This is a genomic window from Aquimarina spinulae (genome assembly GCF_943373825.1).
GTDB lineage: Bacteria > Bacteroidota > Bacteroidia > Flavobacteriales > Flavobacteriaceae > Aquimarina > Aquimarina spinulae.
This window is the reverse complement of record NZ_CALSBP010000003.1, coordinates 510,090-535,147: the sequence shown is the minus strand read 5'-3', so window position 1 is coordinate 535,147 and position 25,058 is coordinate 510,090. Positions and strand designations below refer to the sequence as shown.

Annotated in this window: 23 protein-coding genes; 9 read left to right on the top strand and 14 right to left on the bottom strand. The window is 33.4% G+C overall.

The annotated features are described in order from the left end of the window. Window positions 1–107: 107 nt before the first annotated feature. Window positions 108–1,229 (bottom strand): histidine decarboxylase, encoded by a 1,122-nt coding sequence (locus tag NNH57_RS25085; protein WP_108807483.1) that lies wholly within the window; start codon window positions 1,227–1,229, stop codon window positions 108–110. Between the two features lie 272 nt (window positions 1,230–1,501). Continuing rightward, window positions 1,502–2,092, bottom strand: coding sequence for a pseudouridine synthase (locus NNH57_RS25080; RefSeq protein WP_074406059.1), 591 nt, complete (start codon window positions 2,090–2,092; stop codon window positions 1,502–1,504). Between the two features lie 328 nt (window positions 2,093–2,420). On the opposite strand from NNH57_RS25080, the gene NNH57_RS25075 reads away from it, so the two are divergent. Further along, entirely contained in the window at window positions 2,421–2,870 is a 450-nt protein-coding gene (locus NNH57_RS25075) for a cold-shock protein (protein ID WP_025665602.1), read from the top strand. Window positions 2,871–2,968: 98 nt separating this feature from the next. Here NNH57_RS25075 and NNH57_RS25070 read toward each other — a convergent pair whose 3' ends face one another. Beyond that, the gene (locus NNH57_RS25070) at window positions 2,969–3,772 is read right to left on the bottom strand and encodes an MBL fold metallo-hydrolase (protein ID WP_108807484.1); all 804 of its coding nucleotides are present in this window, start codon (window positions 3,770–3,772) and stop codon (window positions 2,969–2,971) included. Between the two features lie 205 nt (window positions 3,773–3,977). Further along, a complete protein-coding gene (locus NNH57_RS25065) occupies window positions 3,978–4,733 on the bottom strand; it encodes a sulfite exporter TauE/SafE family protein (protein WP_108807485.1) in 756 nt (251 codons plus the stop codon). A gap of 224 nt (window positions 4,734–4,957) precedes the next feature. On the opposite strand from NNH57_RS25065, the gene NNH57_RS25060 reads away from it, so the two are divergent. Further along, on the top strand, window positions 4,958–6,694 hold the full coding sequence (locus tag NNH57_RS25060) for a SulP family inorganic anion transporter (RefSeq protein WP_416358551.1): 1,737 nt from the start codon (window positions 4,958–4,960) through the stop codon (window positions 6,692–6,694). Window positions 6,695–6,701: 7 nt separating this feature from the next. On the opposite strand, the gene NNH57_RS25055 is transcribed toward NNH57_RS25060, so the two are convergent. The 3 genes from NNH57_RS25055 to NNH57_RS25045 form a co-directional block, all read right to left on the bottom strand. Beyond that, window positions 6,702–7,667: a peptidase associated/transthyretin-like domain-containing protein gene (locus NNH57_RS25055; RefSeq protein WP_108807487.1), complete on the bottom strand. Its 966-nt coding sequence runs from the start codon at window positions 7,665–7,667 to the stop codon at window positions 6,702–6,704. 155 nt (window positions 7,668–7,822) lie between these two features. Then, the gene (locus NNH57_RS25050; protein WP_108807488.1) at window positions 7,823–9,436 is read right to left on the bottom strand and encodes an FAD-binding protein; all 1,614 of its coding nucleotides are present in this window, start codon (window positions 9,434–9,436) and stop codon (window positions 7,823–7,825) included. A gap of 129 nt (window positions 9,437–9,565) precedes the next feature. Further along, a complete protein-coding gene (locus tag NNH57_RS25045; protein WP_132066031.1) occupies window positions 9,566–9,889 on the bottom strand; it encodes a hypothetical protein in 324 nt (107 codons plus the stop codon). A gap of 348 nt (window positions 9,890–10,237) precedes the next feature. Between NNH57_RS25045 and NNH57_RS25040 the strand changes: the two genes are divergently transcribed. The 3 genes from NNH57_RS25040 to NNH57_RS25030 are packed head-to-tail and all read left to right on the top strand — an operon-like array spanning window position 10,238 to window position 12,696. Further along, complete coding sequence (locus tag NNH57_RS25040) at window positions 10,238–10,567, top strand: helix-turn-helix transcriptional regulator (RefSeq protein ID WP_074406065.1); 330 nt, start codon at window positions 10,238–10,240, stop codon at window positions 10,565–10,567. Next, window positions 10,561–11,847, top strand: a complete 1,287-nt coding sequence (locus NNH57_RS25035; protein ID WP_108807489.1) for a type II toxin-antitoxin system HipA family toxin — start codon at window positions 10,561–10,563, stop codon at window positions 11,845–11,847. Before NNH57_RS25040 ends, NNH57_RS25035 begins: the two co-directional genes overlap by 7 nt. Window positions 11,848–11,865: 18 nt before the next feature. Beyond that, window positions 11,866–12,696 carry a DMT family transporter gene (locus tag NNH57_RS25030; protein WP_234423330.1) on the top strand — a complete coding sequence of 277 codons (831 nt, stop codon included), beginning with the start codon at window positions 11,866–11,868 and terminating at the stop codon, window positions 12,694–12,696. 113 nt (window positions 12,697–12,809) lie between these two features. Here the strand turns inward: NNH57_RS25030 and NNH57_RS25025 are convergent, their stop codons facing one another. The 4 genes from NNH57_RS25025 to NNH57_RS25010 all read right to left on the bottom strand — a co-directional run bounded on the left by NNH57_RS25025 (window position 12,810) and on the right by NNH57_RS25010 (window position 17,815). Further along, window positions 12,810–13,061, bottom strand: a complete 252-nt coding sequence (locus NNH57_RS25025) for a hypothetical protein (protein ID WP_025665611.1) — start codon at window positions 13,059–13,061, stop codon at window positions 12,810–12,812. Window positions 13,062–13,922: 861 nt separating this feature from the next. Then, on the bottom strand, window positions 13,923–15,206 hold the full coding sequence (locus NNH57_RS25020) for a M20 metallopeptidase family protein (RefSeq protein ID WP_108807490.1): 1,284 nt from the start codon (window positions 15,204–15,206) through the stop codon (window positions 13,923–13,925). 569 nt (window positions 15,207–15,775) lie between these two features. Further along, window positions 15,776–16,906 carry a PQQ-dependent sugar dehydrogenase gene (locus NNH57_RS25015; protein WP_074406068.1) on the bottom strand — a complete coding sequence of 377 codons (1,131 nt, stop codon included), beginning with the start codon at window positions 16,904–16,906 and terminating at the stop codon, window positions 15,776–15,778. 273 nt (window positions 16,907–17,179) lie between these two features. Then, a complete protein-coding gene (locus tag NNH57_RS25010) occupies window positions 17,180–17,815 on the bottom strand; it encodes a LysE family translocator (protein ID WP_074406069.1) in 636 nt (211 codons plus the stop codon). Window positions 17,816–17,937: 122 nt separating this feature from the next. Here NNH57_RS25010 and NNH57_RS25005 point away from each other — a divergent pair, with 122 nt between their 5' ends. Next, window positions 17,938–18,390, top strand: coding sequence for an Lrp/AsnC family transcriptional regulator (locus NNH57_RS25005; protein ID WP_159099170.1), 453 nt, complete (start codon window positions 17,938–17,940; stop codon window positions 18,388–18,390). On the opposite strand, the gene NNH57_RS25000 is transcribed toward NNH57_RS25005, so the two are convergent. The 3 genes from NNH57_RS25000 to NNH57_RS24990 form a co-directional block, all read right to left on the bottom strand. Continuing rightward, a complete protein-coding gene (locus NNH57_RS25000) occupies window positions 18,387–20,771 on the bottom strand; it encodes a TonB-dependent receptor (RefSeq protein WP_108807492.1) in 2,385 nt (794 codons plus the stop codon). The two genes, NNH57_RS25005 and NNH57_RS25000, sit on opposite strands and share 4 nt — an antisense overlap. Window positions 20,772–20,919: 148 nt before the next feature. Further along, on the bottom strand, window positions 20,920–22,062 hold the full coding sequence (locus NNH57_RS24995) for a helix-turn-helix domain-containing protein (protein ID WP_108807493.1): 1,143 nt from the start codon (window positions 22,060–22,062) through the stop codon (window positions 20,920–20,922). A gap of 93 nt (window positions 22,063–22,155) precedes the next feature. After that, window positions 22,156–22,716, bottom strand: coding sequence for a Crp/Fnr family transcriptional regulator (locus tag NNH57_RS24990; RefSeq protein WP_074406073.1), 561 nt, complete (start codon window positions 22,714–22,716; stop codon window positions 22,156–22,158). 332 nt (window positions 22,717–23,048) lie between these two features. Here NNH57_RS24990 and NNH57_RS24985 point away from each other — a divergent pair, with 332 nt between their 5' ends. The 3 genes from NNH57_RS24985 to NNH57_RS24975 are packed head-to-tail and all read left to right on the top strand — an operon-like array spanning window position 23,049 to window position 25,048. Next, window positions 23,049–23,951, top strand: coding sequence for a GlcNAc-transferase family protein (locus NNH57_RS24985; RefSeq protein ID WP_132066033.1), 903 nt, complete (start codon window positions 23,049–23,051; stop codon window positions 23,949–23,951). After that, window positions 23,932–24,528, top strand: a complete 597-nt coding sequence (locus NNH57_RS24980) for a 2OG-Fe(II) oxygenase (protein WP_074406075.1) — start codon at window positions 23,932–23,934, stop codon at window positions 24,526–24,528. Before NNH57_RS24985 ends, NNH57_RS24980 begins: the two co-directional genes overlap by 20 nt. Before the next feature lie 22 nt (window positions 24,529–24,550). Continuing rightward, window positions 24,551–25,048 carry a hypothetical protein gene (locus NNH57_RS24975; RefSeq protein WP_254504280.1) on the top strand — a complete coding sequence of 166 codons (498 nt, stop codon included), beginning with the start codon at window positions 24,551–24,553 and terminating at the stop codon, window positions 25,046–25,048. Window positions 25,049–25,058 lie beyond the last annotated feature (10 nt).

Sequence of the window (25,058 nt, the reverse complement as noted above, 5' to 3'; positions counted from 1 at the left end):
TTCACTGACGAAAATACCATAAAATTGTATGTTTTCTCATGAAAGAATCATTACAATTTGTTATGCCCCATTATGTTATGTTATAATCGTATGATTTTAATTTTATATTAGATGGTACACATTTCTACTTCAATATCTGCTATAAAACTATCAATTTGTTCGTAAGATACATTCGGCATACAAATGATATGGGATTGTCCATTTTCTGTTGCTAATTGCCATTTATCTATAATTTCTGTGCTGGGAGCAGGGAAGACGATAGTTATGGCATTAGGGTTTCTCCAAGCTTCAATTCCAAGATCTTTGAGTTTTTTTTCTGTATAAGAAGCTACACCTAAACTATGCTCTGTTCGTTTTTTGAACCCTTCGACTCCTAATTTTTTTATAGCATACCACAAAAATAAAGGGGTGTGCCCATTTCTTGATCCGGTAATAGTAGCATCAGAACTACCTATGTACGCTATTCTTCTTGCAATTCGGTCTCTGTTATCTTTTTTTACAATAACTACCCCCGACGGCATGGGAGATCCTATAAATTTATGCCCACTGATTGAGATACTATCGATACCATCTTCAAAATCAAATTGTGGTCTTGGGGTAACAAAGGGCGCAAATCCCCCGGCTAAGGCAGCATCTGCATGTATGTAATGCTTCTCTATAGCCATGTCTTCCAGAATTCCTTTAATTTTTTTGGTGTCATCTTTAGCCTCTGTCATTGTAGTTCCAATATTTGCAACTACTATTGCCGGTCTATGTCTATTGTAACCAATAGCTTCTTTTAAGTCATTATAATCCATCTCACCATTAGGAAGCGACTTTATAATCACATAGCTGATATTAAGCAAGGTTACATTTTTCTGAATACTGTAATGTGTTGCTTCAGAAAAATAGACCATCCCTTTTGGGTGTAATTCTCGTGCTACATAAAGGCTATATAGGTTTCCTTCAGAACCACCATTGGTTACATATCCCCAAATATCATTTTCATGAGCTCTAAATAATCCGGCAAAGAAATTTACAACTTCACGTTCCATGGCTCTAGAATCTACACGATACGTAGATTCGCTAAACGGATCCCCTAAGTTGTTTAAAGGGAACTGGAGAAATGGCATTAATTCAGAATAATCAAAATCTTTTGAAACCGGGTATCCTAAAAAATTTTGTGTTGTACTTTTGATGCTATGATATAATTCTTCAAGCTGTTGTTGTTCTGTAGTATGTAATTTCATAATATGCTTAATAATTTGTTCAAAATTACATAGCATAGATAAATATTCTAAATATATAGTTTAATTTAGAATATTAGTCTTTATTATGTGTTATAATTAGACTTTAATTCTAATGATATGTAATTAAAATACACTTTTTAGAATATCATTCTTATATATATCACTTTTATTAATGATAAAAGGGGAAGTAAAGATGTGTTATAGGAAGAAAACAGAGTATTTAATCCAAATAATTAAAAATAGTAGTGATTGTGTAGATTTATGGTGTATGATTATATAGTGTGTAGTTCTCTCACTTCTCCGGCTTTCATTTCATTTAAATAAATATTACCAACTCTTATTCGTACTAATCGTAATGTGGGAAAACCAACGGCTGATGTCATTTTTCGTACTTGGCGAAATTTACCTTCTTGTAATGTGATAGATACCCAGCTGGTAGGACCATGCCTATCATCACGTATTTTTTTTGGCCTTTCAGGAAATGTTGGGATAGTATCTATTTTGGAAGCTTTACAAGGTGTAGTGATATATTTTTTTCCTTCAAAACCAATTTCGACTCCTTTTCTTAATAATTCAATTGCATCTATAGTAATATCACCGTTTACTTGAGCATAGTATTCTTTTTCTACATGACCGCTACAGATATGGTTACTGGTTTTTCCGCTTGTAGTGAGTAATAATAGTCCTTCTGATTTTTCATCCAGTCGCCCAATAGCCATTGTTCCTTCAGGAAAATCATACAACTCTCCTAATAACTTTTTTGAATTTTGTTTTTGTCCGTTATTAATAAATTGACTTAGATAGCCATAAGGTTTGTAAATAGCGAAATGTAGATGATTTTGTTTGTCGGTATTGTTTTTCATTCAAAAAATATAGAAATTACTGTTTTAGAGGCAAAAAATGAGTTTTCGAATTTACGAATTTAGTTTTATCAGGGCCAAAATTTCATACAGAACCATGAATCAGGTAAATACTTTTCTAAAATTAAAAATGAAAACTTATCTTTGTAAAAAATTCAGTATATCAATATTTATATATTTGATGTATGCGTTATTGCAACAACTGGGTAAATTATTAGGTAAATCAATCTTAGAAATTGCTATTTTCCAATCATTCGTTTAGTATTTCAATGACAACCTCCATATTTAAGGTTAAGAATCGGTTTAACAAAAAACAAAGTATAAATAGCGAATGGCAAAATCACAGCAGACTTTTAGTAAAATTGAAAAAGAGAAAAAGAAATTAAAAAAGAGAGAAGAAAAGCAGAAAAAAAAGCAGGAGCGTAGAGCTAACTCTAATAAGGGTAATGGCTTGGATAGTATGATTGCTTATGTTGATGAAAATGGGTATACTACTGATACTCCACCAGATCCGACCAAAAAGAAAAAAATCAAAGCAGAGAATATTGAGATTGGGGTTCCTAAAAGAGAGAAAGAGGAATTTGATCCGGTAAGAAAAGGGAAAGTTGCGTTTTTTAATGATTCTAAGGGATATGGTTTTATTAATGATACTGAAACGCAAGAGCGATATTTTGTGCATGTGAATGGTTTGATGCAAGAGGTAAAAGAAAATGATAAAGTAACTTTTGAACTTGAGCGCGGTCAGAAAGGAATGAATGCGGTTAGAGTAAAAAAGATATAATTACTATATAATTCTACATATAACACTTAAAAAAGGTCTGCATGTATTGCAGACCTTTTTTATATTAGATTATATAATAGAATAGTACTGTTGACTTACTATTTGGTGTTATTGGGATACCAATCTAATTGAATTACCTCTATATCTGGATTTTTTGATACCAATTCTTTAAACTTGGCAACATCACTTAGCCCTTCGGTTCCACGATAATGATATGGGTATACTTGCTTAGGTTTAAACTCCAGAACAGCACTCGCTGCACTTTCTACGGTCATGGTATAGGGGAGATTCATGGTTACAAATGCCATATCTATGTATTGTAATGCTCTCATTTCTGGAATATCTTCTGTATCTCCCGAAAAATAAAGTCGTTTCTTCCCTAAAGTGATTACATAACCATTGCCTCTTCCTTTATCATGAAATTTTAAGGCTTCTTCTCTTAGGTTGTACATCGGGATGGCTTCAATAGATATTCCTTGTACTTCTTTTGTTTCTCCATTATTAAGAATAATCAAGTGATCTGTGTATTGTGCAGGAAGTTTTTCGGCCACTGCCTGAGGAGCTATAATTTCGGCTTTTGATAAATCCAGACTATCCAAAGTTTCAATATCCATATGGTCCCCATGTATATCTGTGATAAGCACAAGGTCTGCAAGTTTCTTATCTTTAAAAGCTTTGGCTCCTCCTGCCGGATCTATATAAATAGTTTTTTCTTTCCACTCTACAATAGCAGTAGCATGAATTATTGGGTCGATAGTGATATCACTAATCGGTTTTTTTGGTGCCTCTTGTGGGGCTTCGGTAATAGTTTCGTTGCTTTCTTCGGTGTCTTCATTTTTTTGTGATTTACAGTTTAAAAAAATAAGACATACCAGGGTAATGAATACGGGGGAAAGTTTCATGAGATGGTGATTTTTGTGTTTATTAGTTCTAAAAGATAAGAATATTGAGCGAGATATGCGGGATAAGCTGTATAATCCCGGGCAGATAGAGTAATTGTTATATCTTGTTTTTCTGTGTAATGTATTGTAAAAGAGTATAAAACAAAAGAAGAGGTAGGTGTAATAAAAATTGCTTATTTCCTATGCTTTTTTTAACTTTTTTGAATTAACTATCTATCCATAATTTAATAGCCATAGCGATAACCATGATGATTAAAAACACTTTAACCAAACCATCTCCTTTTTTTACAGACCATCTGCTTGCAATCCACCCTCCTGTAGCATTTCCTGTAGCAAGAACAAGGCCATAGAGGTAATCAATCTGATTATTATATACAAAAATGGCTAGTGCCCCAATGGTATAAATAAAAACAACCAATACTTTAACAGCATTAGATGTAACGAGGTTTAGGTAATTTATAGAGGTTAATGCTAATAAGATAAATATTCCCACACCTGCTTGGATAAACCCACCATAAACCCCGATAAAGAAAAAGGCAAGAATCGAAATCCAAAGATGTTTGCCTTGTGTTCTTTCTACCACATCCTGAAGATTTACTTTGGGTTTAAAAACCATAAAAAGGACTATGATAACCATTACAATTGCAAGAATCTTATTAAATGTTTCTCCTTTAATATCAATTGCAATCTGTGCCCCGATCAATGATCCAACAAGAGCCGATATTCCTAGGTAAACCCCAAAAGAATCTGGTTTAACTCCTTTACTCCTAAAACCGGCAATAGAGGAGATAGATTGAATAAAAATTCCTATACGATTTGTACCGTTAGCAACTGCAGGAGGGAGTCCCATAAAAATTAACATAGGTAAGGTAAGTAAAGAACCACCACCAGCTATAGTATTAATTACTCCTGCTATAAATCCAATAATTGCTAAAATGAAAAGAAGTAGTGTTTCGTTCATAGAATTTTTTGAAAAGTGCTAAGAGAAAAAAGTATACGATGTTGGTTTCAAAAATAGGTAAATCTCTATAATGCGCCTGACTAAAATTAGTTATTTCTATCAAAATAAGACGAATTCAATTTTAAACAGATGAATTATAAATTCTTTTGGTATAACTTCTGAAACTGTTGTAGATTTACCTAATAAATCAAAAAACCTTCGGTAACGTTAAAAAGTTATATAAAATAGTCCCGTTTCTTCAGATTTTTAAAGATAAAAAGTATAACAACTCTTTCTTTAAAGCAGATTGTATTGCGGGTATTACAGTAGGAGTTATTCTTATACCGCAAGCGATTGCTTATGCATTACTTATGGGGGTACCCCCAATTTATGGGTTGTATGCTTGCCTGATTCCTTTGTTGCTTTATGCTTTTTTTGGAACATCCAGACAACTAAGTATAGGGCCGGTAGCTGTTACTGCAATATTGGTAATGAGTGGAGTGAGTCAACTTGCAGACCCATTTACAGAGAGGTTTGTAGAATTGGTTCTGTTTGTGGGGTTCTTGATAGGGATATTGCAGATCATTATGAGTGTGTTGCGCATGGGGTTTTTGGTAAATCTTATTTCTCAACCTGTAATTTCTGGATTTATCTCTGCAGCAGCGATAATTATCATTGTTTCTCAATTAGATCAAGGGTTGGGGATTGCTATTCCGGATTTTAAATACACGCACCAGACAATTTGGTATGCAATTAGTCACTTTGCTGAAGTAAATTGGATTACACTAGGGATTTGTTTGTGCTCTATTGTAACGATTAATGTGCTTAAAAAATGGAAACGTTCTTTCCCGGGGGCACTTACTGTACTGGTAATTACAACTTCTATAGCCTATATTTTTGATTTAAATGCAAAAGGATTGGCAATTATTAAAGATGTGCCTAGCGGGCTCCCTTCTTTTAGTATTCCGAATATGGATTATGATACGATGGTTGCACTTATCCCATCGGTGTTAACGGTTACTTTTATTGGCTATGTAGGGAGTATTGGGATCGCCAAATCTATAGAAATGAAAAAGAGAGACCATATCATACGCCCTAATCAAGAATTATTCGCATTAGGAATAGCTAAGGTTATTGGTGCTTTTTTTCAGGCAGTACCTTCTTCGGGAAGTTATAGCAGAACAGCAATTAATGATGAGGCAGGAGGTAAGACCACTGTGTCGTCTATTATAGCAGCATTAATGGTGATGTTTTCTTTGCTTTTTCTCACTTCATTTTTTTATTATATCCCTAAAGCGGTTCTGGCGGCAATTATATTGGTTTCTGTATTTGGCCTGATTAATTTTAGTGAAGCAAAATACTTGTTTCGACTTAGAAGACGAGATTTTATTGTAATGATCATTACTTTTTTAGGAACATTGATTTTTGGAGTAGAAAATGGAATCTTTATCGGGGTGATATTGTCGTTTGTGTTTCTACAGTATTACAGTGCTCGTCCTCATATTGCCGAATTAGTAAATATACCAGGAACCAAATATTATAGAAATATTAATAGGTTTCCAGATGCAATACAATCAGAGGTGTATTTAATTATCAGGTTTGACAATCAATTGTATTTTGGTAATTCAAGTTATTTTAAGGATGCTATTCTGGCTTATGTTTCTGATCGAGAACGGTTACCCGAATTTCTAATCCTCGACAATACAAATATGCATGATATCGATAGTACTGGCTTGCATGTATTAGACGATATACAACAATATCTTGATGGTATCGGAGTTCAGTTGTTAATGGTGGGTACAATAGGTCCCGTTCGAGACTTTTTAAAACGATCAGGTTTTACAGACAGATTGGGTGCGACCTATTATTATTTGACAATTTCTGATGCGGTAGATCATGCAGAAAACCAAACTGCCAAACATAAAGAAATACACGAAGCAGCAGTACAGTTTAATACGAAAAGAAAATCTTTTTTAGATTAATGTTACTCTAATCCTCTTCGTATAAATGTAGTTTTAACCCCATACCATAATTGGTGTTGTTATTTTTAATCAGATTATTGTTTTTGCTATACCCTCTGTCAAAACGCTGCCAGGTTCTATTTTTAAAAAATACTCTTCTGGTAAACGTTTTGTAGCTACTTATTTTGTCTGTAAACGGAAGTAAGGGTCTAAAAGTGGTAGATACTTTAACGATACCTTTTCGAGTTTCAATCTCACTATACTTTTTTGTTTGTTGTAGTTTTCCGTTCTTATCTGTATAGCCTAATACCTGTATGGAAACAAAAACACCTTCTTTCGGTATAAAAACTTTATATTCTGAAACGTTCAGTTCAAAATTAGATTTATCCTTGTTGGTTACTTTAAATATAATATCTTCATAAGGTAATCTTTTTCCTGGATACCCATTGTTATTACTATAAAACTGCATTTTGAATAAAGTAGAAAATGATTCCTTTTTATTAGCATTTCGGTTTGAAGATTCAGTTTTAATAGGTAGATATACTGAAGCTATTTTGGTAGATTTCTCTGGATTTTTAGGGAAGAAAACTGCAATTTCAGATTCTACGGTAGGGAGCCAACTTTTAAAATAATCATTATGCACTTCTGAAGCCAATTTCTTGGTTTTGTACTTTCTTTTCTTTTCTGCTAGAATATACACCTCTTTAAGTTCTGCAATATCCTGGACTAACCGTATTTTTTGAGGTAAGGCAGAAGTAGGCAGTGCTAATTCTTTGTACCCTATAGATGATACGTATAAGGAGTCTACGTCGGAATACCATTTTTTTGAGAATCGAAAATTGCCATCGGCATCTGCAAATGTTCCACTTCCATTTCTAAAAGAAATTGTGGCATATGGTATAGGTGTATTTTGTACTGAATCAAGTACAGTGTACGTCTGCGAATAGACAATTTGTGCTAAAAAAAGCAGTAGTAGGAAGGACAGCTTTTTCATTGAGTAATGGGGGATTAAAAAAAATAAAGTTATGAAATATATTTATACTAGAACGATTATCATGCCAAAGAGCTTCAATAATAATTAGAATTATTTTGAATTATAGTTAATTTTTTCGTCTAAGTACCTATAAATATTATTTTTACAAACTTTATTTAAACAATTACTCCAGTCACTTTGTTTAGCCCGCATCTTTCAATAAAACCATTGGTAAACACATTCATTGCTTCTTGTTCTAGTAGATCGTTACGAGTATCAAGCCAATGCTGTACTGTTGCGGTACCATACATATTCTGGATTCGCTGAAAATTAAGGTTGAAGTTTATTTTTCCCCAATGTAGGGTATATGGTATATTGATAGCTTCTAATCGATTCCATACTTTTTCGTAGAACTTACGAGTTATATCTGCATCTACACCATCTAATTCTAGCACACAGGTTTCTGGAAATTTTGTAAACCCTAATAATGCTTCAGTTCCTTTTACGTATCGTAATGATATTCCGCCAGGAAAAGGATCGCCATCTTCAATAATCATCATAATTTCTTCAACAACTCGTACACTATCTTTAATATCTATTCCTAAAGCTGCACTGGCAACTTTACCTCTAAATTTGGTATTGCTAAATGTTTCTCCAATAGTTCCTTCCATAGGAGGGATTTCTTTGTAGGCCAGGGGGAATAGTATATTAACTAATTTCGGGACTAATAAAATCGATAACCCTCCCAGACTATCCATAACTGTTTGTATTAATCCCAGTAGATCATCACCATAGGTCAACCCCTTATCATCTGGAGTTCTACGGGTGTAATTATCCCTGTATTTACGTTTGTAGGAAACTTTTAAAAACACACCTTTATTATTGTTGTCGGGTTCAAAATCATAAGGGTTTATTAGTATTTCAAAATGATATAACTCTCGATCGGGAGAGTGTTGAGGAAAAGGGAGTATAGTATTAATTGCTGAAAAATCTAATGTTTTCATGGTGTTTTTAAGCTCACTGTTGTATGCAATTTTGTCTATACGATGTTCTTCAAGTAGGAATTTGGGCTCTGTTTCGATCATAATACCGTGTATGATCCCAAAACTTCCGAAACTAACCAAGGCAGCATTAAACATAGTGTCGTCTCTTATTAAATCTGCGCCTAACCAATCAATAAACCGATCTGATACTACAGGATTAGAGTTTCGCTCTAGCCATACGTGACGATTGCGACCAACAATAAGATGTATTCCTGTTACAAAATCCTGTATTGCTCCTACGTTAAAAGCAGCGCCATGTGTACCTGTGGATAGTGCGCCTGCTACTGTTTGACCATTACTAGCTCCCGAGGCTTTGATAGAGCGATTAGGACGTTTCTCTTTTTCTAATTTTGAATTGAGTTGCAATATAGAAACACCGCATTGCACAAAAAATAAATCGTCGGTTAGTCCTCCTTTGTCGAGGTATTCGTTGCTTATATTAGACTTGCTAACCGAAAAACTTAGACGTAATGATTTAGTGTCTAGGATACCACCTTCAGAAACCGCTACTTTAGAAAAAGACCAGCCGCTGCCCATGGCACGTAATCGAATATTGTTGTCAATTGCATGCCCTATCAACCATTGTAAGTTTTTGGTTGTAGCAATGTATTTATCTGCTCCTTTGCTCAATGAATTATCATTACGTACTTTAAAAGAAGCGTTTTGTGTTAGCTTTTGTGTAAAATTTTGATGTCTGTTTTCCCATTTCCTAATGGGTAATGTTTCAATGCCTTTTGGTAACGCCATGATTATGTTTTTTAATATTTTATTACAACTGCTCTTTGCTTTTTTGGCAGTACTGTTAGCAAGCCAATATCAAAATCAGATATGATCTGCCTCTATTGGTATAAATCAAGTAGAGATGATGTATTTTCTCTATAATTCTTCTATTGGAGGGTCTGGTGGAGCACATTCCCATGTTATGGTTTGTGGTACAACAATACCTAATGTGATTGTGGATAATAAGATATATCCAAAATTGGTGGTGTTAGTTGCTGAGCTTATATGTTTGGATTCACACCGGGCATCGATATCTTTGGGAGAAACCAGTCCCCAGGCAAAGCTCCAGGTAGTTTTAGTGTTTTTAACTACGGCATCACTGTCATGAAGACTTACAACTCGTGTAGACATACAGCTTGTGCAACAAATAGTTATTGCCAGCACTGCGCTTATACTTTGTAATCGGATAGAATGTTTCATTGTCTTAGATTTTAAGACAATCAGACGATATGATTAGAGAGGGGATCGCTAAGTAGGTTAAAAATAGTACTATTTTGAATGATATAAAAGGGGGATTTACCTGTTTTTATGAAGACAAATCTCTAAAATTCGGTTTCGATAAATGATGATAACATTTAAAATCTAATTATGATATTTAAGGTATATTATGATATACTTTATTGTGTTTTTTTATAATTTTATGTATATTATGGTGTACTTTATTTTGTGTAATAAAAAATTAAACAATAAAGTATAATAAAGTATACATAATTTACGTTTTAAGATTTTAATGTATATTTTTGTATACATTAATTAAATTTCTGTGTGATGAATGTAAATAACCTTTCAGACGAACAAATACTGGCAGAACTTACTCAAAGAGTAAAACAACGGCGTCTTAATCTTAATATTACCCAGGATGAACTTTCTAAAAGGGCAGGAGTGCATGTGCAAACGATTAAGAATTTTGAATCCGGAAAGACAACTACGCTATTAACTTTTATACAGATACTCCGAGCATTTGGAGATTTAAGCGCATTAAGCTCTTTATTTCCCGATCCGGGCATAAGTCCCATAGAACTATTAAAACTAAAAGGAAAGGAACGTGAGCGTGCATCACGTAGTTCTAAAAATCAAAAAGAAGATCCATTATGGTAGATGTTATTAAAATTACCCTTTGGGGAGAAGAATTGGGAGCATTGAGTTGGGATAGTCAAAAAAACTTTGCTTCTTTTGAGTTTTTTCCTTCATTCCTAAATAAAAACCAGGATGTCTCACCAATACATATGCCGATACGGTCTTCTGCAAAAAAAATATATAGCTTTCCTAATCTAAACGAAGACACCTACCGTGGATTGCCAGGAATGTTATCTGATGTATTGCCCGATGATTTTGGGAATCGTTTAATTGACCAATGGCTTGCTCTTAATAACATTCCAAAATCCAAATTTACCCCGCTGGATCGCTTGTGTTATATTGGCACTCGCGGTATGGGAGCACTAGAGTTTCAACCTGCAAAACATATAGGGCAAGCTCAAACTACTACATTAGAGGTAGATAAACTAGCACAACTGGCAGAAAAGATACTTAATACACGAGAAAAACTAGAACTTAATCTTTCTGAAACAGAACATCTTAATGAATTGATTAAAGTAGGAACTTCGGCAGGAGGGCAACGAGCTAAGGCTATAATTGCTTATAACTCAACAACAAATGAGATACGGTCGGGCCAGGCAATAGCTCCTCACGGATTTGAACATTATATTTTTAAGTTTGATGGAGTAAATGATACTACTCTTGGTGATCCACAAGGATATGGTAGGATCGAATATGCATATTACTTAATGGCATTGGATTGTGGTATCAATATGGAAAAATCTTTGCTTTTTGAAGAACATGACAGAGCTCATTTTATGACCAAACGTTTTGATCGCCATGGTAATAATGAAAAAATACACATGCAAACCTTGTGTTCGATAGCACATTTTGATTATAAATCTCCAGGAGCACACTCTTATGAAAATGCATTTGAAGTAATGCGACAACTACGGTTACCACATAGTGATGCTGTACAATTGTATAAAAGAATGGTATTTAATGTTATTGCCCGTAACCAGGATGATCATACCAAGAATATTTCTTTTTTGATGGATAAACGTGGAGTTTGGAGGCTTTCACCTGCATATGATGTGACCTATTCATACAATCCATCAGGGATTTGGACCAGTATGCATCAGATGTCAATTAATGGTAAACGAGATGATTTTACGTTACAGGATCTGATTACTGTAGGAGAGAAGATTAGCTATAAAAATCATAAGGAGGCGATACAGCAAATCATTGATGTTGTTTCTAACTGGGATTACTATGTACAGAAAACAGGAATTCCAAAATCACAAGGTAATACATTAGCAAAACCATTTAGATTATACCTTTGATCCTTCTAACTAGATAAAATGAAGAAAGCTATATATTTTATGCTTCTTAGTGCTGTGTCTTTTACAGCAATGAACTTATTTGTTAAGTATTTAGCACACTTTGGAGGGGCACAGCTTGTATTTTTTAGAGCATTTGGCTCGTTATTTTTTACGATGAGTTACTTGTTATGGCATAAGATCCCAATATTGGGTAACCAAAAAAGATTGTTGATCTATAGAGGATTGGCAGGAGTAACCTCGATGGGGTTATTCTTTATGTCGGTTAATTACCTTCCTATCGGTTCTGCAGTATCATTACGGTATTTATCACCAATCTTTGCTACTATTTTTGCTATATTTTTCCTTAGAGAACAAGTAAAACCAATACAGTGGCTGTTCTTTTTAATGGCGTTTAGCGGTGTTTTAATGATCAAAGGTTTTGACCCTAATATTAATTCTTTTGGTTTGTTGTTAGTATTGGGATCAGCAGTGTTTAGCGGAATAGTATATGTACTAATAAATAAAATTGGTCATAGAGATCATCCTGTTGTGATCGTTAACTATTTTATGTGGATTTCTGTTACCGTAGGAGGTATTCTTTCTATTTTCAACTGGACTACACCAAAAGGTATAGAGTGGGTACTACTACTTAGTTTAGGAGTTTTTGGGTATTTCGGGCAATTGTTTATGACCAAAGCATTTCAGTCTCAAGCAACAAATAAAGTGGTATCCTTAAAATACGTCGAAGTTATTTTTACAATGATTGCAGGTACTTTTTGGTTTACCGATATATATCCAGTCCTAAGTATTATAGGTACCTTATTAGTGGTCACTGGGTTAATCCTTAACATTTGGTATCGACAACGTTAATCTAATTTATACATTAGAACTTCTCTTTATAAGGCTAGAAAGCCTGAAAACTTAGTAGATTTTCTAATGTATAAAACGAATTACTGTATTTGCAAGTATCTAAAAAACTTTAATTAAGAAAAGTCTTCTCTAAGATAAAACATGAGTTTTCTTTTATCTGTAAAACTTTTGATAGTAATAATATCACCTGTAATTTTATTATAAATCACTTCAACAAACAATAAATCTACATAGTAAATAGAATAGTAAAAATCGCGATTCTGGTCATTTATAGTAAAGAGGTGAATACCTCGATCCCAGAGGTCTTTGTATTTGATATCTAATTGTCGAGCATTAAACTCTTCTTCAAGGGTAATTTTGCGCATAAGCTATTAATTTTATAATGAGGCATGATAAAATTACGGAAAAACCGTAACATGTGCAAGTGAAAATTGTACAATCTGCTGAAAAACAATAAAATGCACGTATAGGACTACCCTTGTTTTAGAATGTATTTGGCTATAGAACATAGAGATTTTAAATAGCTTTATGTTAGATATTAGCCAATAGAACTATTGTTGGCCTTTAACAAACAGAATATGTGTACGCCATATGTAAAATGTATTGTACAAGATCTTCATTTGGCCTTGCTCTTTGTCTTGTGTAAGAATTTTTTTTATTGAATTGCTATAAATGTATTCTTGTAGATTTTCGTTTCTTTTCGTCCGAGTTGACTACTAAAAAAATCATTTAATAGAAAGCGGCCCTCTTTTGGTTAACTACTCCGGTAGAGGGCCTAAATTGAAACATAATCGGTATTTAACACAAACTCAACTTATACTAATCATGAAGTTTCAACTTTGCTTTTTACTGGTTCAAAGATATCCTAGTTTTATAAATTTTTTCATGTTTATTCATAAAAAAATTAACATTTAATCAATTCATAACAAAGTAATGTTAATTAATTCTTAACCAGTTGTTTGAATATGTGCATATATGATTGATTTTACTGGGTTATACTTATTTCAGGAATTCCTTTCTAGGTTTGTTCTACCCTTTTTATGGGGTAGCCATAATGAAGAAAATGAAAAAAGTCAAATAGATGCAAAATCTGTTCTTATTTTAGAAAGAAACAAAACTAATTATAGCGTATCAAAATAAAGTTCAATTCTGTTAGGATCTTGTCACCGACAATTGAAAAAACAGCAACACGTTTGGTATAAAAAATATTTTTCTCATGAGAATTTTTATTTATTGCTAGTACGTTCAAAAATTAAAGAAGCGAAACATTGTACTCCATATTTTATCGTTTTTTCATCCACAGCAAAGTTTGGTGAATGTGGCATAGAATTTATACCTTTCTCAGTATTAGATCCTCCTAAAAAAAAGAATACTCCAGGGACTTTTTGCTGATAAAATATAAAATCTTCGCCAGAATAAGGGACTTGCCCGTACAGTGGTTTAAACATTTCTTCGTTGTAAAAACTAGAAATTGTTTGTTTAGCAATGTTTGTGAGTTCAGGATCATTTATTGGAGTTGCATAAGCTCTTGAATATCTAATAGAAATAAAAGAATCTCTAAATTTAGAATTAAGGATTTGTTTTTTTATTTCAAGGGGTATACTATGTGTGTTTTCAATATTAGTTTCAAAGAAACTAGCGCTAAAAAAAGTGGTACCCTGATCTTTATAAAGTTTTGTCCCATCTAAAAAAAAGTAGTCTTTATAAATTGTTTCCTTACTTGTGATCCCAATTTTTGGATCAGAAATATTATTTATGATATCCCAAGGTGAGCCTTTAAGGGGATTACGAGCATAACCTTTTAAAATATTGGTCATAAAATTTTCTAATTCATTTTCATTGGCACTAGGCTTAAATTTAACTTCAAGTGTTCTTTGATAGGCAAATAACTCATTAGCCTTAAAATTGATCATTCCTGATGTTTCAGGACCGATATGTAGTCCATAAATTTCATCGGGTTTAATAATATCAAAAAGCCCATCTTTAATCATGTCTTTTGCACCTGTAAAAGTCTCTTCAGCTGGTTGAAAAATAAAATAAACGGTCCCTTCTAGATCTTCTTTTTGTTGAGATAATATAGTAGCGATTCCTAAACCAATTGTTGTATGCACATCATGCCCACAGATATGTCTTATACCTACATTTTTAGACTTAATAAAAGTAACGGGATCTGGTTCATCGGTTTTTATGGCATCCATATCGGCTCGCCAAGCTATTTTTCGACCTTTTTTGCCACCTTTTAGAATTCCGACTATACCATTTCCTCCTATATTTATTTTTACTTCCAAACCTAGACCCTTTAAATATTCAGCAACGATTTTTGAAGTTCTTTTTTCTTGCTTAGATATTTCAGGATTCATATGTAAATCTCGCCTAATTTTAACTAGGTTATCATAGATCTCGTCGGTTTGTTTTACTATTTTTTGGTAGGTATTCATGTTTTCATCTGACTGGGCAGAAAGTATTCCTGTAGCTATTAAAAATACTATTGTTATAAGTTTTAGTTTCATGATATAATTCTTCTTTCTTCTTTATTTTTGAATAAGGATATAAAGCCATAAGGTACCCTACTGTAAAGGTATAGATGCTTGCTAAGATTGAAAATTTTAAAGGTTTAATCCACACATTCACCCCTCAACCTGGTAACTTTCCAATTAGGAAAAAGAACCCTAAGAGTTCACATTAGCATAACAATCATACTTGATATAGAAAAACCTCAGCAGGTGTTATAGTTATTTGTTTTAAAAAAGATTGGTTTAATGTTATTGATACTTCAAATATGTAGCTATTTGGGGGAAGATGAAATGACTTTAGGTTCAATCATCGCTATATATCCTTGAATTGTTAAATTTGATATTTTAATGATGTTCTGATTAGAATTACTGAAGGGCACTCTATGTAGTGATCTAACTAAATAGTGAAAAGAAGAAAGGGGAATTTCTAAATAAATGGATTTTAATTTACAAGTGTTGCTTAAAAATAAAGTCTTGTAAAACAGTTGTTTTACAAGACTTTATGAGCTTATTTTAACTTTTTTCGGTGTATAAGTTATATTTTAGAGCAAGGTTTTTCTGAGGAATTACTTTTCAATCTTATTAATCTCTATAATACGGTGTGTACTACTGGTATCTCCATACGAATTTCCGTTGGTAGCAATAAAGACACGTCCTTGAGGAGAAACTGCAATATCTCTAAGGCGGCCAAATTTACCATTAAAGAATACTTCTTCGTTGGTAATAGCAGTTCCGTCACTGTTTAGAGTAAGCGCAATTATTCTTTGATCTTTTAGTACTGTCATCAATAGTTTATTAGTCCATTCAGGAATTCGATTACCAGTATAGTAGACCAGATCTGAAGGAGCAATGGTGGGTGTCCATTCAAAAATAGATTCAATAACCTCTGTACTCGCGGCAAAAGTCTGTTCGTTGGGAGTATCGATTTTACCTTTTACAGCAGGCCATCCATAATTTTTCCCAGATTGTATGATATTTACTTCATCATCAGAACTGGGTCCGTGCTCAGAGCTATACAGCTTGCCATTAGGATGCAATACCAGTCCTTGTGCATTTCTATGCCCTAAGCTATAAACATAACTGTTTGTGAAAGGGTTGTCAGAGGGAATAGAGCCATCTAAATTTAATCTTAGGACTTTACCTCCCAGAGAATTCATGTCTTGAGAAAGGTTGGTGTTACCGGCATCACCTGTGGTCATAAATAAATGCATATCTGGCGCGATTAATAAACGAGAGCCATCGTGATTAGAGTTGGCAGGGATTTGATCGATAAGTACAGTTTCGTTAGACAAGGTGTTATTTGCATATGTAAATTGAACCAATCGTTCCAATAAACCACTTCCCCCGTTATAGGTGTATGCCACATATACATATGGATTGGTATCGAAGTTAGGGTGAAGTACCATTCCCAATAATCCACTTTCTCCAACTTGTGATACATTAGGGATCGTAAATACCAGTTGTTGCTCTCCGTTATCGGGGTTTATTCTACTAATTTTTCCATTACGTTCGGTAACCCATAAGAAATTATCAGGACCCCAAATTAGCTCCCAGGGAACGCTTAAGGTTTCTACCAATGTTTTTGTTGCTTCTACTGGTTCACCTGTACCAGGATTTGTAGCATCATCATCTCCTGAACAAAACCATAACAAAAATGAAATTAATACAATACTTGTTAATTTTGATATTCGCTTCATAATATTTCTTTATAAGTTAACAACTGAATCTTATATAAGGTAATGATTTTCAATGATTTACGTAATGATTGATAGTTGTGATTTCACCTATCAATTATTCTACATGTTCTTATGAGAAAACAACATAACCAACTTTATTCTCAAAAGCCAATTACTTTCTCTTAATTATACAACGGTTAACTTACACGATACCCTACTTTTTTTTCAATTTTAAGTGTTTTTTAAGAATAGTTTACATTCTGTTATGAAAGGTTTTAACACTTATCTGAAGTATTATTTTTTACTTAAGGCTAATTTGATTCCTAGTAAAATAAAGAGAACTCCCGTAGTTTTATCCATCCAAAACTTCACTTTACTGTTCTCTCTGATCTTGTTTGCCAGCTTGGCAGAAAAGAATGCCAGCATCATGCACCATATTGTGCCTGTAGTTACAAAAGTTAACCCCAGAATTAAGAAAGGGATGGCACTTTTGGCATATTCGGGATTAATGAATTGTGGTAAGAATGCCAAAAAAAAGAGAGCAACTTTAGGATTAAGTAGATTGGTTAAAACACCTGACATATATACTTTTATGTAATTTTTGGTTGCTTCTTTTTCTTTAATTACTTCAGCAATAGCTGTTGATTTTGTTAATAATGATTTAATTCCCAAATATACAAGGTAAGCAGCACCGGCATATTTAACGATACTAAATGCAGTAGCAGATTTTGCTAATAGAATGGATAACCCAAGTGCTGCAAAAAGACAATGCAAAAGAGCTCCCGAAGAAATCCCAAAAGCAGAGACCACTCCAGATTTTTTTCCTTGTGAAATGCTACGTCCTAAAATATACATAGTATCTGCTCCAGGTGTGAGGTTAAGCAGTATTCCTGCTAAAATAAAGGTTCCAAAATTAAGAATGCCAAACATAGAATTGTATTAGATTTTGATTCAAAATTATACGAAACAAAGGAGACCGAGAAAACAAATCATTGGCTTATCTTTGTTTTTTCTGGAGAATGTATCTTAATTATGACTAAAAACCAATGATTATGGTGAAAGACGATTTAGACTGGAAGATTTTGGAGCTGTTACAGGAAAATGCACGCTTGCCATTTGCACACATAGGTAGAGTAGTGGGGCTTTCTCCATCTGCCGTGGCAGAGCGTGTACAACGTTTGGAAGATACAGAAGTGATCACAGGATATACGACACAGGTAAACCCTTCTAAACTGGGATGGTCTCTTTCTGCATTCATTATGATGAGTGTAAATAGAATCAATTTTAAGTCTTTTACCGATGCACTGGATGCGGATGCGTATCCTGAAATGGTAGAATGCACCAGAGTCACCGGTAAAGACTGTTTAATCATGAAGTTTCATGTAAAGGACAGTAAACATCTTGAAGAAGTCATCAATCGTTTAGCGCAACATGGAGATCCAACAACATTATTGATTTTGAATGAGTTGATGAAAAATGGTGCGATAGGAAGATGTACCCATTAGTTACTTCTGTTTCTTTCCTCATCATTTCCAAAACCTCTTTGCTTCCCTTTTATCTTATTATTTCCAAATGTGTAGGATAGTGATATTCTGGCAAATCGAGGACTATAATTTTGGGCATATACCGTTTCTATGCCATTTACTACAGAGGCTAGCCTACTATAACTTGATGTATCTAATATGTCATTCAGTAATATCGACAGCTGTAGTTTATCTTTAAACATACTTTGTTTTACTCCTAGATTTAGGTTGTAGGTTTCACTAATATCAAACAAGTTAGCTTTATGTGGTGAATTATATACAAAGTTAAGCTGCAATTTGGTGTTTTTACCTAATGTAAATGTATTATTTGTAGAAAAATAAAGTTGAAATCCATCCTCGGCATTAGCATTTATAGCATCATCAATCACGGTTTTGTATCCAAGAACATATACCTGATTCTGACTTTTCCACCAGCGCAGTTTGCTAAATGAGAAGGTTTCACCAATTCCCCAATTATAACTTTTATAATAGTTTTCTCGTATTACTGCCTGTACTTCGGTCTCCTGATCTGCTGTAAAAATTGTACCAAAACCATCAGTGGTAATAGTAAGGAAAGCATTGGTAGTTAATGTATTGTTGTAGGTGTGATTAAATTCGAAACTATCTGTAAATGAGGGTTGTAAAAAAGGATTTCCTTCAGAAAAACTATTGCTGTTCACATAAATTCTGAATGGATTTAAATTTCTAAAACCTGGTCGGTTAATCCGTCTTCCGTAATTAAGCGAAAATACGTTATTATCATTTTTTTGATATGATATATATGCTGTCGGAAAAAACTTTAAGTATTCGTTTGTATTGGTTTGATTTAAGGTTTCTGAAAACCCTTCGGTAAATGTATTTTCTACTCGTAACCCCAGTTGAAACTCCCATTTGTCATTAATCTTCTTAGAAGTATTTACATATAACGCCTGAATATTTTCTGTGTATTCAAACTGATTGGAAGATATAGGGTCAAAAACCGGAGTACCTGTCTCTGTAGTAAAGTTTTGCAATCCATTTACGGTTTTGATAAAACTAAGCTTACCACCATATGATAAATTAACAGAAGGAAAAGGGTGCTCGACATCTATTTTTGCACTAAAATTATCTATACGTTGATCCGATAAGTTCATAGCTGCATAGTTGATCCCAACAAATTCACCGTTTGGTAAGAACGTATTTACTACATTGTCCTGTTTCAGATTATTGTCATAATCAAAATAATCAATATCAAAAGAAATCTTTCTGTCCAGGGTATCTAATGTAGTAATCATATGTAGGTTATACAGGTGGCTATTTACCTTTCTATCAAAAAAACCTGTATTATCCAATATAGAATCTAGTTGGTTGGTTGCATTAAAAATTTGAGTAGTGGATTGTACAGTATTATCAGGAGTGTTTTGATTACCCAGGTATTGTGCTCCTATGATAATATTATCTGTAATGTCATAATCTATTGATAAACGTCCTGATATATTGTCTTTGTTTGCTTTATTATCCATATCCAGCACCCATGGGCCATTAGGGTAATACACATCTACTTCTTCGATTTCTCTATTATTTCCTTTAGTACCATTGGCAGTTGCAGAAAATCGCAATTTGTTTTTGTTATAAAAAAAGTTGTTACGAAGTGTAGTAAAATGATATGCATTCTGATTGTAGGCCAGGGTAGTGGTGTTTTTCCAGGAGTTACGTACTCCTTTTTTATACACAATATTAATGAGTCCACCATTCCCTGCAGCTTCATATTTGGCTGGTGGGTTCGTAATGATTTCTATTTTCTTAATATCACTTGCTGCTATACCATTTAAAAAGTCTATCAATTCTTCTCCAGATAACTGCAATATCCTTCCGTCTACCATTACACGTGATGCACCTCTGCCAATCATACTCAAGGTATTATTCTGAACCGTAACCCCCGGTGCTATCTTAAGGGCGTCTAAAGCATCTCCGCCACTGGCTGCAATACTATTTTCTACATTAAACACCAAACGATCGGGTTTACGTTCAATTACTTTTTTGGTTTTGGTAATTACCACTTCGTCAAGACTGGTAGTGCTGCTCTCAAGGGTTATAGTACCTAAATCTACAATGTTGTTTAATACAATGTCTTTTTGCCATTCGGTATATCCCATAAAACGTATTGCCAGAGTATAAGTTCCTTCTTTTGCCATTAGGGTGAAATTTCCATTTTCGTCGGTAATTGCACCCGTGATTACTGTACCATCAGATCCTGGTGTAGATAAAATAACATTAGCAAAAGCTATGGTTTCTGTTTTACTAATTACTTTTCCTTTGATTTCTAGTTGAGAAAAGCATAAGAAAGGACATAAAAACAATAAAGAAATAAAAATAGATCGCATCACAATTTTATATTTAAGATTAATTATGAAGCAAATATCATTTTTGAATACAACCTGTGCGACCGATTAAAATAATCGAACGCTTTTGATCACCAAAAATGAGTTCGACTTTTTACAGGCAAACGTTCGACTTTTTGCAAAAGACTGATTATGAGTTGTTTTTTCTGTACTGAGTAGGGGTGACGCCAGCGTATTTTTTAAAAGAAGTATTGAAAGAAGATTTAGAATTAAAACCTACTTCATACAAGATTTCGAGAACAGTTACTTGTTTTTTAGTAGGATTTTTTAAAATATTCATCGCGTGTTGTATGCGATATTCATTTACAAAATCAAAAAAATGCTGATCCAGGTGATGATTGATCAGAATCGATACTTCTCTAACGGGTAGTTGAAGATCATCGGCCAGGTTTTGTATCGTAAGTGTGGGATTCAGATACGGTTTTTTATCGACCATATGCGCTTTTAATTGCTGTATTTGATCCTGAATCCCTTTATCATCGGGTAGGTTGATCACAGTTTCGTTTTTTGTGATCATATTTCCTACCGGAAGTAATTTAGAATCAATTCCTCTAAAAATTCCTGGATCATACAATGCTTTTAAAATTAACCAACATATAAAACATAGTACCAGAAACACAACAATGATTCTGGCGATATTTATGGTTTGAAAATCATCATTGAAATACTTAAATATCGTTTTAGAAGTAGTGACCACAAAGATAATAGCAGAAATAACGTTTAACTGAAACAACCATTTATGTTTTGCTGTGGTTGCATTAGAGTAATTCTCCAACATTACTCTTTTTGATCTTTTTAGGATAACAAAAATGGCAATGATATAGGTAATAACTTGGATATGACCGATAATTAAGGAGAATAAAGATTCTGGAGTATCTATATAATTATTCAAAAATGAATACCTGGCTTCTGGGCTTGCTAAATAAAACCTAGGTAAAAATACTATGGTACTCATTACAAATGGAAGGCCATGTAACAGATGTTTTGGTTTCAGCTTAAAATCAACATAGATAACCGATAAGACAAACAGATAAAGCACTGGGCTAGAAAAAAGAGGTAGATCCATACGTATCATTTCTAGTGTTAAAGGCATATCTATAAACCGATGATAGAAAAAAGAGCTGATATCGATAGCTACAAGAATGAGAAAAGCAGCAATAAGTCGATTACTGGTTTTGTTTTTGGTTTTTACGGTTAGTAAGAAGATGGCAAAAAGCGATGATATAAAAACAATCATCAGGCTTATAATGCTAAGAATAGCGTAGTTATCCATTTAATAATTTAATTCTTGCGTTTACCTTTGATGATATATAGGTTTTGAGAACCATACGGGATTCTCATAATTTCATCAAATATACTAACTATATTAAGATATCTCATGTAGTGCTCTATTAAGACTGCGTAGTGTTATTCCTAAATAATCGGCTATATCTTGTTTAGAAAAAGCCATAGCTTCATCAGAAGAAAATTTCATTAATTTTTTAAGGTTATATGCAATAGGATATGATTGCTGTTGAGAGGCTCTAATCGCGGTATCTCTTACTTTATTGGCTAGTGCTTTTAATAACAATACATTAAGTTCAGGGTGATTTTCCAGTAGCGTATAAAAATCTTTAACATCAATCTGGTATCCAGTAACCTCTGTTATCGTTTCTGCATTGCAAAAGCTAATAACATCATTTAAGATTTCTAATTCTCCAAGGATTTCACCAGTGCTAAAAAACTCCTGGATAAAATCTCTACCATTATCTTCGTTTACATAACATTTTACCACGCCACTTTTTATAATGAATATAGAAGGAACATATTTTCCTTGAATAATAATTTTTTCTTTTGAAATAAATCTCTTCTCCTTTACCATGGTATTTGCCGAAGATTCTGATAGTTGCGAAAAGAAATTTAATAATTCTTGATTGATCCTAATCATTTGAAAAATGCTTATACAAATAGTTTTTTGAGTTAAAAAAATGAAGCACTTGCAATATACTAAAGAACTAGTATGATTAGATAGATATTTTGATTCAATTATAGATTCTGCATCAGGTTACAAAAGTCGGGTTAACCCATCTTAATAAGAGTATATCGCTACTTTAGTCTCTCCCAGGTTTACCCCATTAAACCATACCCAAAAAGGGTAAATCCCTGACTATTAATAGGTAAATCCCCCTTTTTTGAGAGGAGAACCCATTGTATCTTGATAAAAATTTAGTTGTACAGATAAGTATAGCGATACAACATACAACTAAAAAGAAAATAATAATGCTCGAAAAGATATACATACAAATACCAGCATACCGTGATAAAGAGCTGTCTAACACAGTGATTGATCTTAACAAAAAGGCTAAACACCCCGAGAGACTAAGAATCGTAATTGCATGGCAACATGGAAATAAAGAACAACTTAAAAAAGAAGTTTTTGACTACAGTAATGTCGAAATTCTTGATATTCATTATAAAGACAGTAAAGGGTGTAACTGGGCACGTAATTTACTTCAGAAACAATGGAAAAATGAAGCCTATACCTTATACCTGGATTCTCATCATAGGTTTGTAAAAAACTGGGATGAGGAAACTATAAAAATGTTTAAAGCCTTAAAAGATGAAGGTATAAAAAAACCAATTATCACGGCATACCTTCCTTCTTATGATCCCGAAAATGAACCCGACGGAAGAATGAAATACCCACTTAAAATCTATCCTTTAGAGCGGGATAAAGGGCTTCTTACGAAGTTAACAAGTTATCCTATTCCTCATTGGAAAAAAATTAAGAAACCACTTGTTGCACAATTTATCTCATTACACTTTTTGTTTGCCGATGGCTTCTTTAATAAAGAAATTCATTTTGATCCAGAGATCTACTTTTTTGGAGACGAGGTATTAACCAGTCTTAGGGCGTATACATATGGATATGATTTGTTTCACCCTCATGTTATTTTAGGGTGGCATTTATACGATAGAAAAACAAGAACACCCCATTGGGATGATCATACCTCATGGTATAAACAGGAGGAGATATCTTATAATAAAATGAAAATAATCTATACAACAAACATGACTTCTAATACTATACTTGGTCCTGAGAGGAAAGTGATTGAATATGAAAAACATATTGATCTTAAGTTGTATGATAATGGTATAGAAAATGAAGCAATCTGTAGCTGAAATATTAGAAAAAGATAAAATTGTATGTATTGATGATTTTGTACCTGCATCGATGTGTACGACAATATTAGAAGAACTCGAATATTCTTTTTGGAAACATAGTACGGTAATAGACCCAAGGATACATAAGAGTCATCTTAGCAATACCCGGATTAGTAAAAGTGCAGACCAGGAGTTATTTACAGATACACTTATAGGGGTGGTAAAGAAAATAGAGGAAGATATTACAGCATTATTTGATGTAAACTTAAATAAATTAGAGCAATGGCAAGCCACAAAATATGCCAAACACGGTAAGTTTGATTATCACTATGATAGTGGGGCCTGGGGCGAGCATTATGCAGGAGAACGAAAGAAAACCTATTTGTTATACCTCAATAGACCTAAAAAAGGAGGAGCTACACATTTCAAAAATTTAGATATCAAAGTCAAACCAAAACAAGGAAGGTTATTGGTCTGGGATAATTTACTGCCAGACGGAAATTGTAATTATAATATGTTGCATGCAGGATTACCCATTGTTAATGGTAAAAAAACAACATTGGTTACCTGGGAAAGACAAAAAGCAATACGATAAAAACTCTAAAATTGAAACGCATATGACAAAAAAAATCAAAAACTTAAAAGCTGAAGGTTCTAAACTATCTCATATACGAGATAAGAACCTTATTGTTTCTGTAAAGAACCAGGAGAAAATTATAAAGGATGTTATAAAAAAGCATGGACCCATTATAGATCTTGAAAAAGATCCACAATTACTAATTGATATTCTGGTTAAGTTTAAACCTCAATTTTATGGACCTGATGGAGGGTTACCACCGGGAGGAGTACCAGATCCACCGCCACCTCCAGGTCCAGATTCTTACAGAGCAATTGAAAATGTTCATCTTATGAAAGAAATTTTAAAACTGAATAAGAAAATGAGTAGTATAAAAAAAACGACTCAAGTAAGCTTTAACCTGGATTGTGCAGTAGATTTTCTAATGTATAATTCGGATTTGCTATGTATTAACCTGAGTTCGATTAATCTGAAATGCGTCAGTTTAAGTGAAATTCTGTTAAGAATTTTGTATCGAAAACAAGCATTTCAATGTTAAAAACCTATTC

Excerpts from the sequence above, each read along its gene's own strand:
- NNH57_RS25035 (WP_108807489.1), top strand. The coding sequence starts at position 10,561 with ATGGTAGATGTTATTAAAATTACCCTTTGGGGAGAAGAATTGGGAGCA.
- NNH57_RS25000 (WP_108807492.1), bottom strand. The coding sequence starts at position 20,771 with ATGCGATCTATTTTTATTTCTTTATTGTTTTTATGTCCTTTCTTATGC.
- NNH57_RS25005 (WP_159099170.1), top strand. The coding sequence starts at position 17,938 with ATGGTGAAAGACGATTTAGACTGGAAGATTTTGGAGCTGTTACAGGAA.
- NNH57_RS24990 (WP_074406073.1), bottom strand. The coding sequence starts at position 22,716 with ATGATTAGGATCAATCAAGAATTATTAAATTTCTTTTCGCAACTATCA.
- NNH57_RS25010 (WP_074406069.1), bottom strand. The coding sequence starts at position 17,815 with ATGTTTGGCATTCTTAATTTTGGAACCTTTATTTTAGCAGGAATACTG.
- NNH57_RS25050 (WP_108807488.1), bottom strand. The coding sequence starts at position 9,436 with ATGGCGTTACCAAAAGGCATTGAAACATTACCCATTAGGAAATGGGAA.
- NNH57_RS25045 (WP_132066031.1), bottom strand. The coding sequence starts at position 9,889 with ATGAAACATTCTATCCGATTACAAAGTATAAGCGCAGTGCTGGCAATA.
- NNH57_RS25040 (WP_074406065.1), top strand. The coding sequence starts at position 10,238 with ATGAATGTAAATAACCTTTCAGACGAACAAATACTGGCAGAACTTACT.
- NNH57_RS25020 (WP_108807490.1), bottom strand. The coding sequence starts at position 15,206 with ATGAAACTAAAACTTATAACAATAGTATTTTTAATAGCTACAGGAATA.
- NNH57_RS24980 (WP_074406075.1), top strand. The coding sequence starts at position 23,932 with ATGAAGCAATCTGTAGCTGAAATATTAGAAAAAGATAAAATTGTATGT.
- NNH57_RS25085 (WP_108807483.1), bottom strand. The coding sequence starts at position 1,229 with ATGAAATTACATACTACAGAACAACAACAGCTTGAAGAATTATATCAT.
- NNH57_RS25070 (WP_108807484.1), bottom strand. The coding sequence starts at position 3,772 with ATGAAACTTTCCCCCGTATTCATTACCCTGGTATGTCTTATTTTTTTA.
- NNH57_RS25065 (WP_108807485.1), bottom strand. The coding sequence starts at position 4,733 with ATGAACGAAACACTACTTCTTTTCATTTTAGCAATTATTGGATTTATA.
- NNH57_RS24985 (WP_132066033.1), top strand. The coding sequence starts at position 23,049 with ATGCTCGAAAAGATATACATACAAATACCAGCATACCGTGATAAAGAG.
- NNH57_RS25015 (WP_074406068.1), bottom strand. The coding sequence starts at position 16,906 with ATGAAGCGAATATCAAAATTAACAAGTATTGTATTAATTTCATTTTTG.
- NNH57_RS25055 (WP_108807487.1), bottom strand. The coding sequence starts at position 7,667 with ATGAAAAAGCTGTCCTTCCTACTACTGCTTTTTTTAGCACAAATTGTC.
- NNH57_RS25080 (WP_074406059.1), bottom strand. The coding sequence starts at position 2,092 with ATGAAAAACAATACCGACAAACAAAATCATCTACATTTCGCTATTTAC.
- NNH57_RS25025 (WP_025665611.1), bottom strand. The coding sequence starts at position 13,061 with ATGCGCAAAATTACCCTTGAAGAAGAGTTTAATGCTCGACAATTAGAT.
- NNH57_RS24995 (WP_108807493.1), bottom strand. The coding sequence starts at position 22,062 with ATGGATAACTACGCTATTCTTAGCATTATAAGCCTGATGATTGTTTTT.
- NNH57_RS25030 (WP_234423330.1), top strand. The coding sequence starts at position 11,866 with ATGAAGAAAGCTATATATTTTATGCTTCTTAGTGCTGTGTCTTTTACA.
- NNH57_RS24975 (WP_254504280.1), top strand. The coding sequence starts at position 24,551 with ATGACAAAAAAAATCAAAAACTTAAAAGCTGAAGGTTCTAAACTATCT.
- NNH57_RS25075 (WP_025665602.1), top strand. The coding sequence starts at position 2,421 with ATGGCAAAATCACAGCAGACTTTTAGTAAAATTGAAAAAGAGAAAAAG.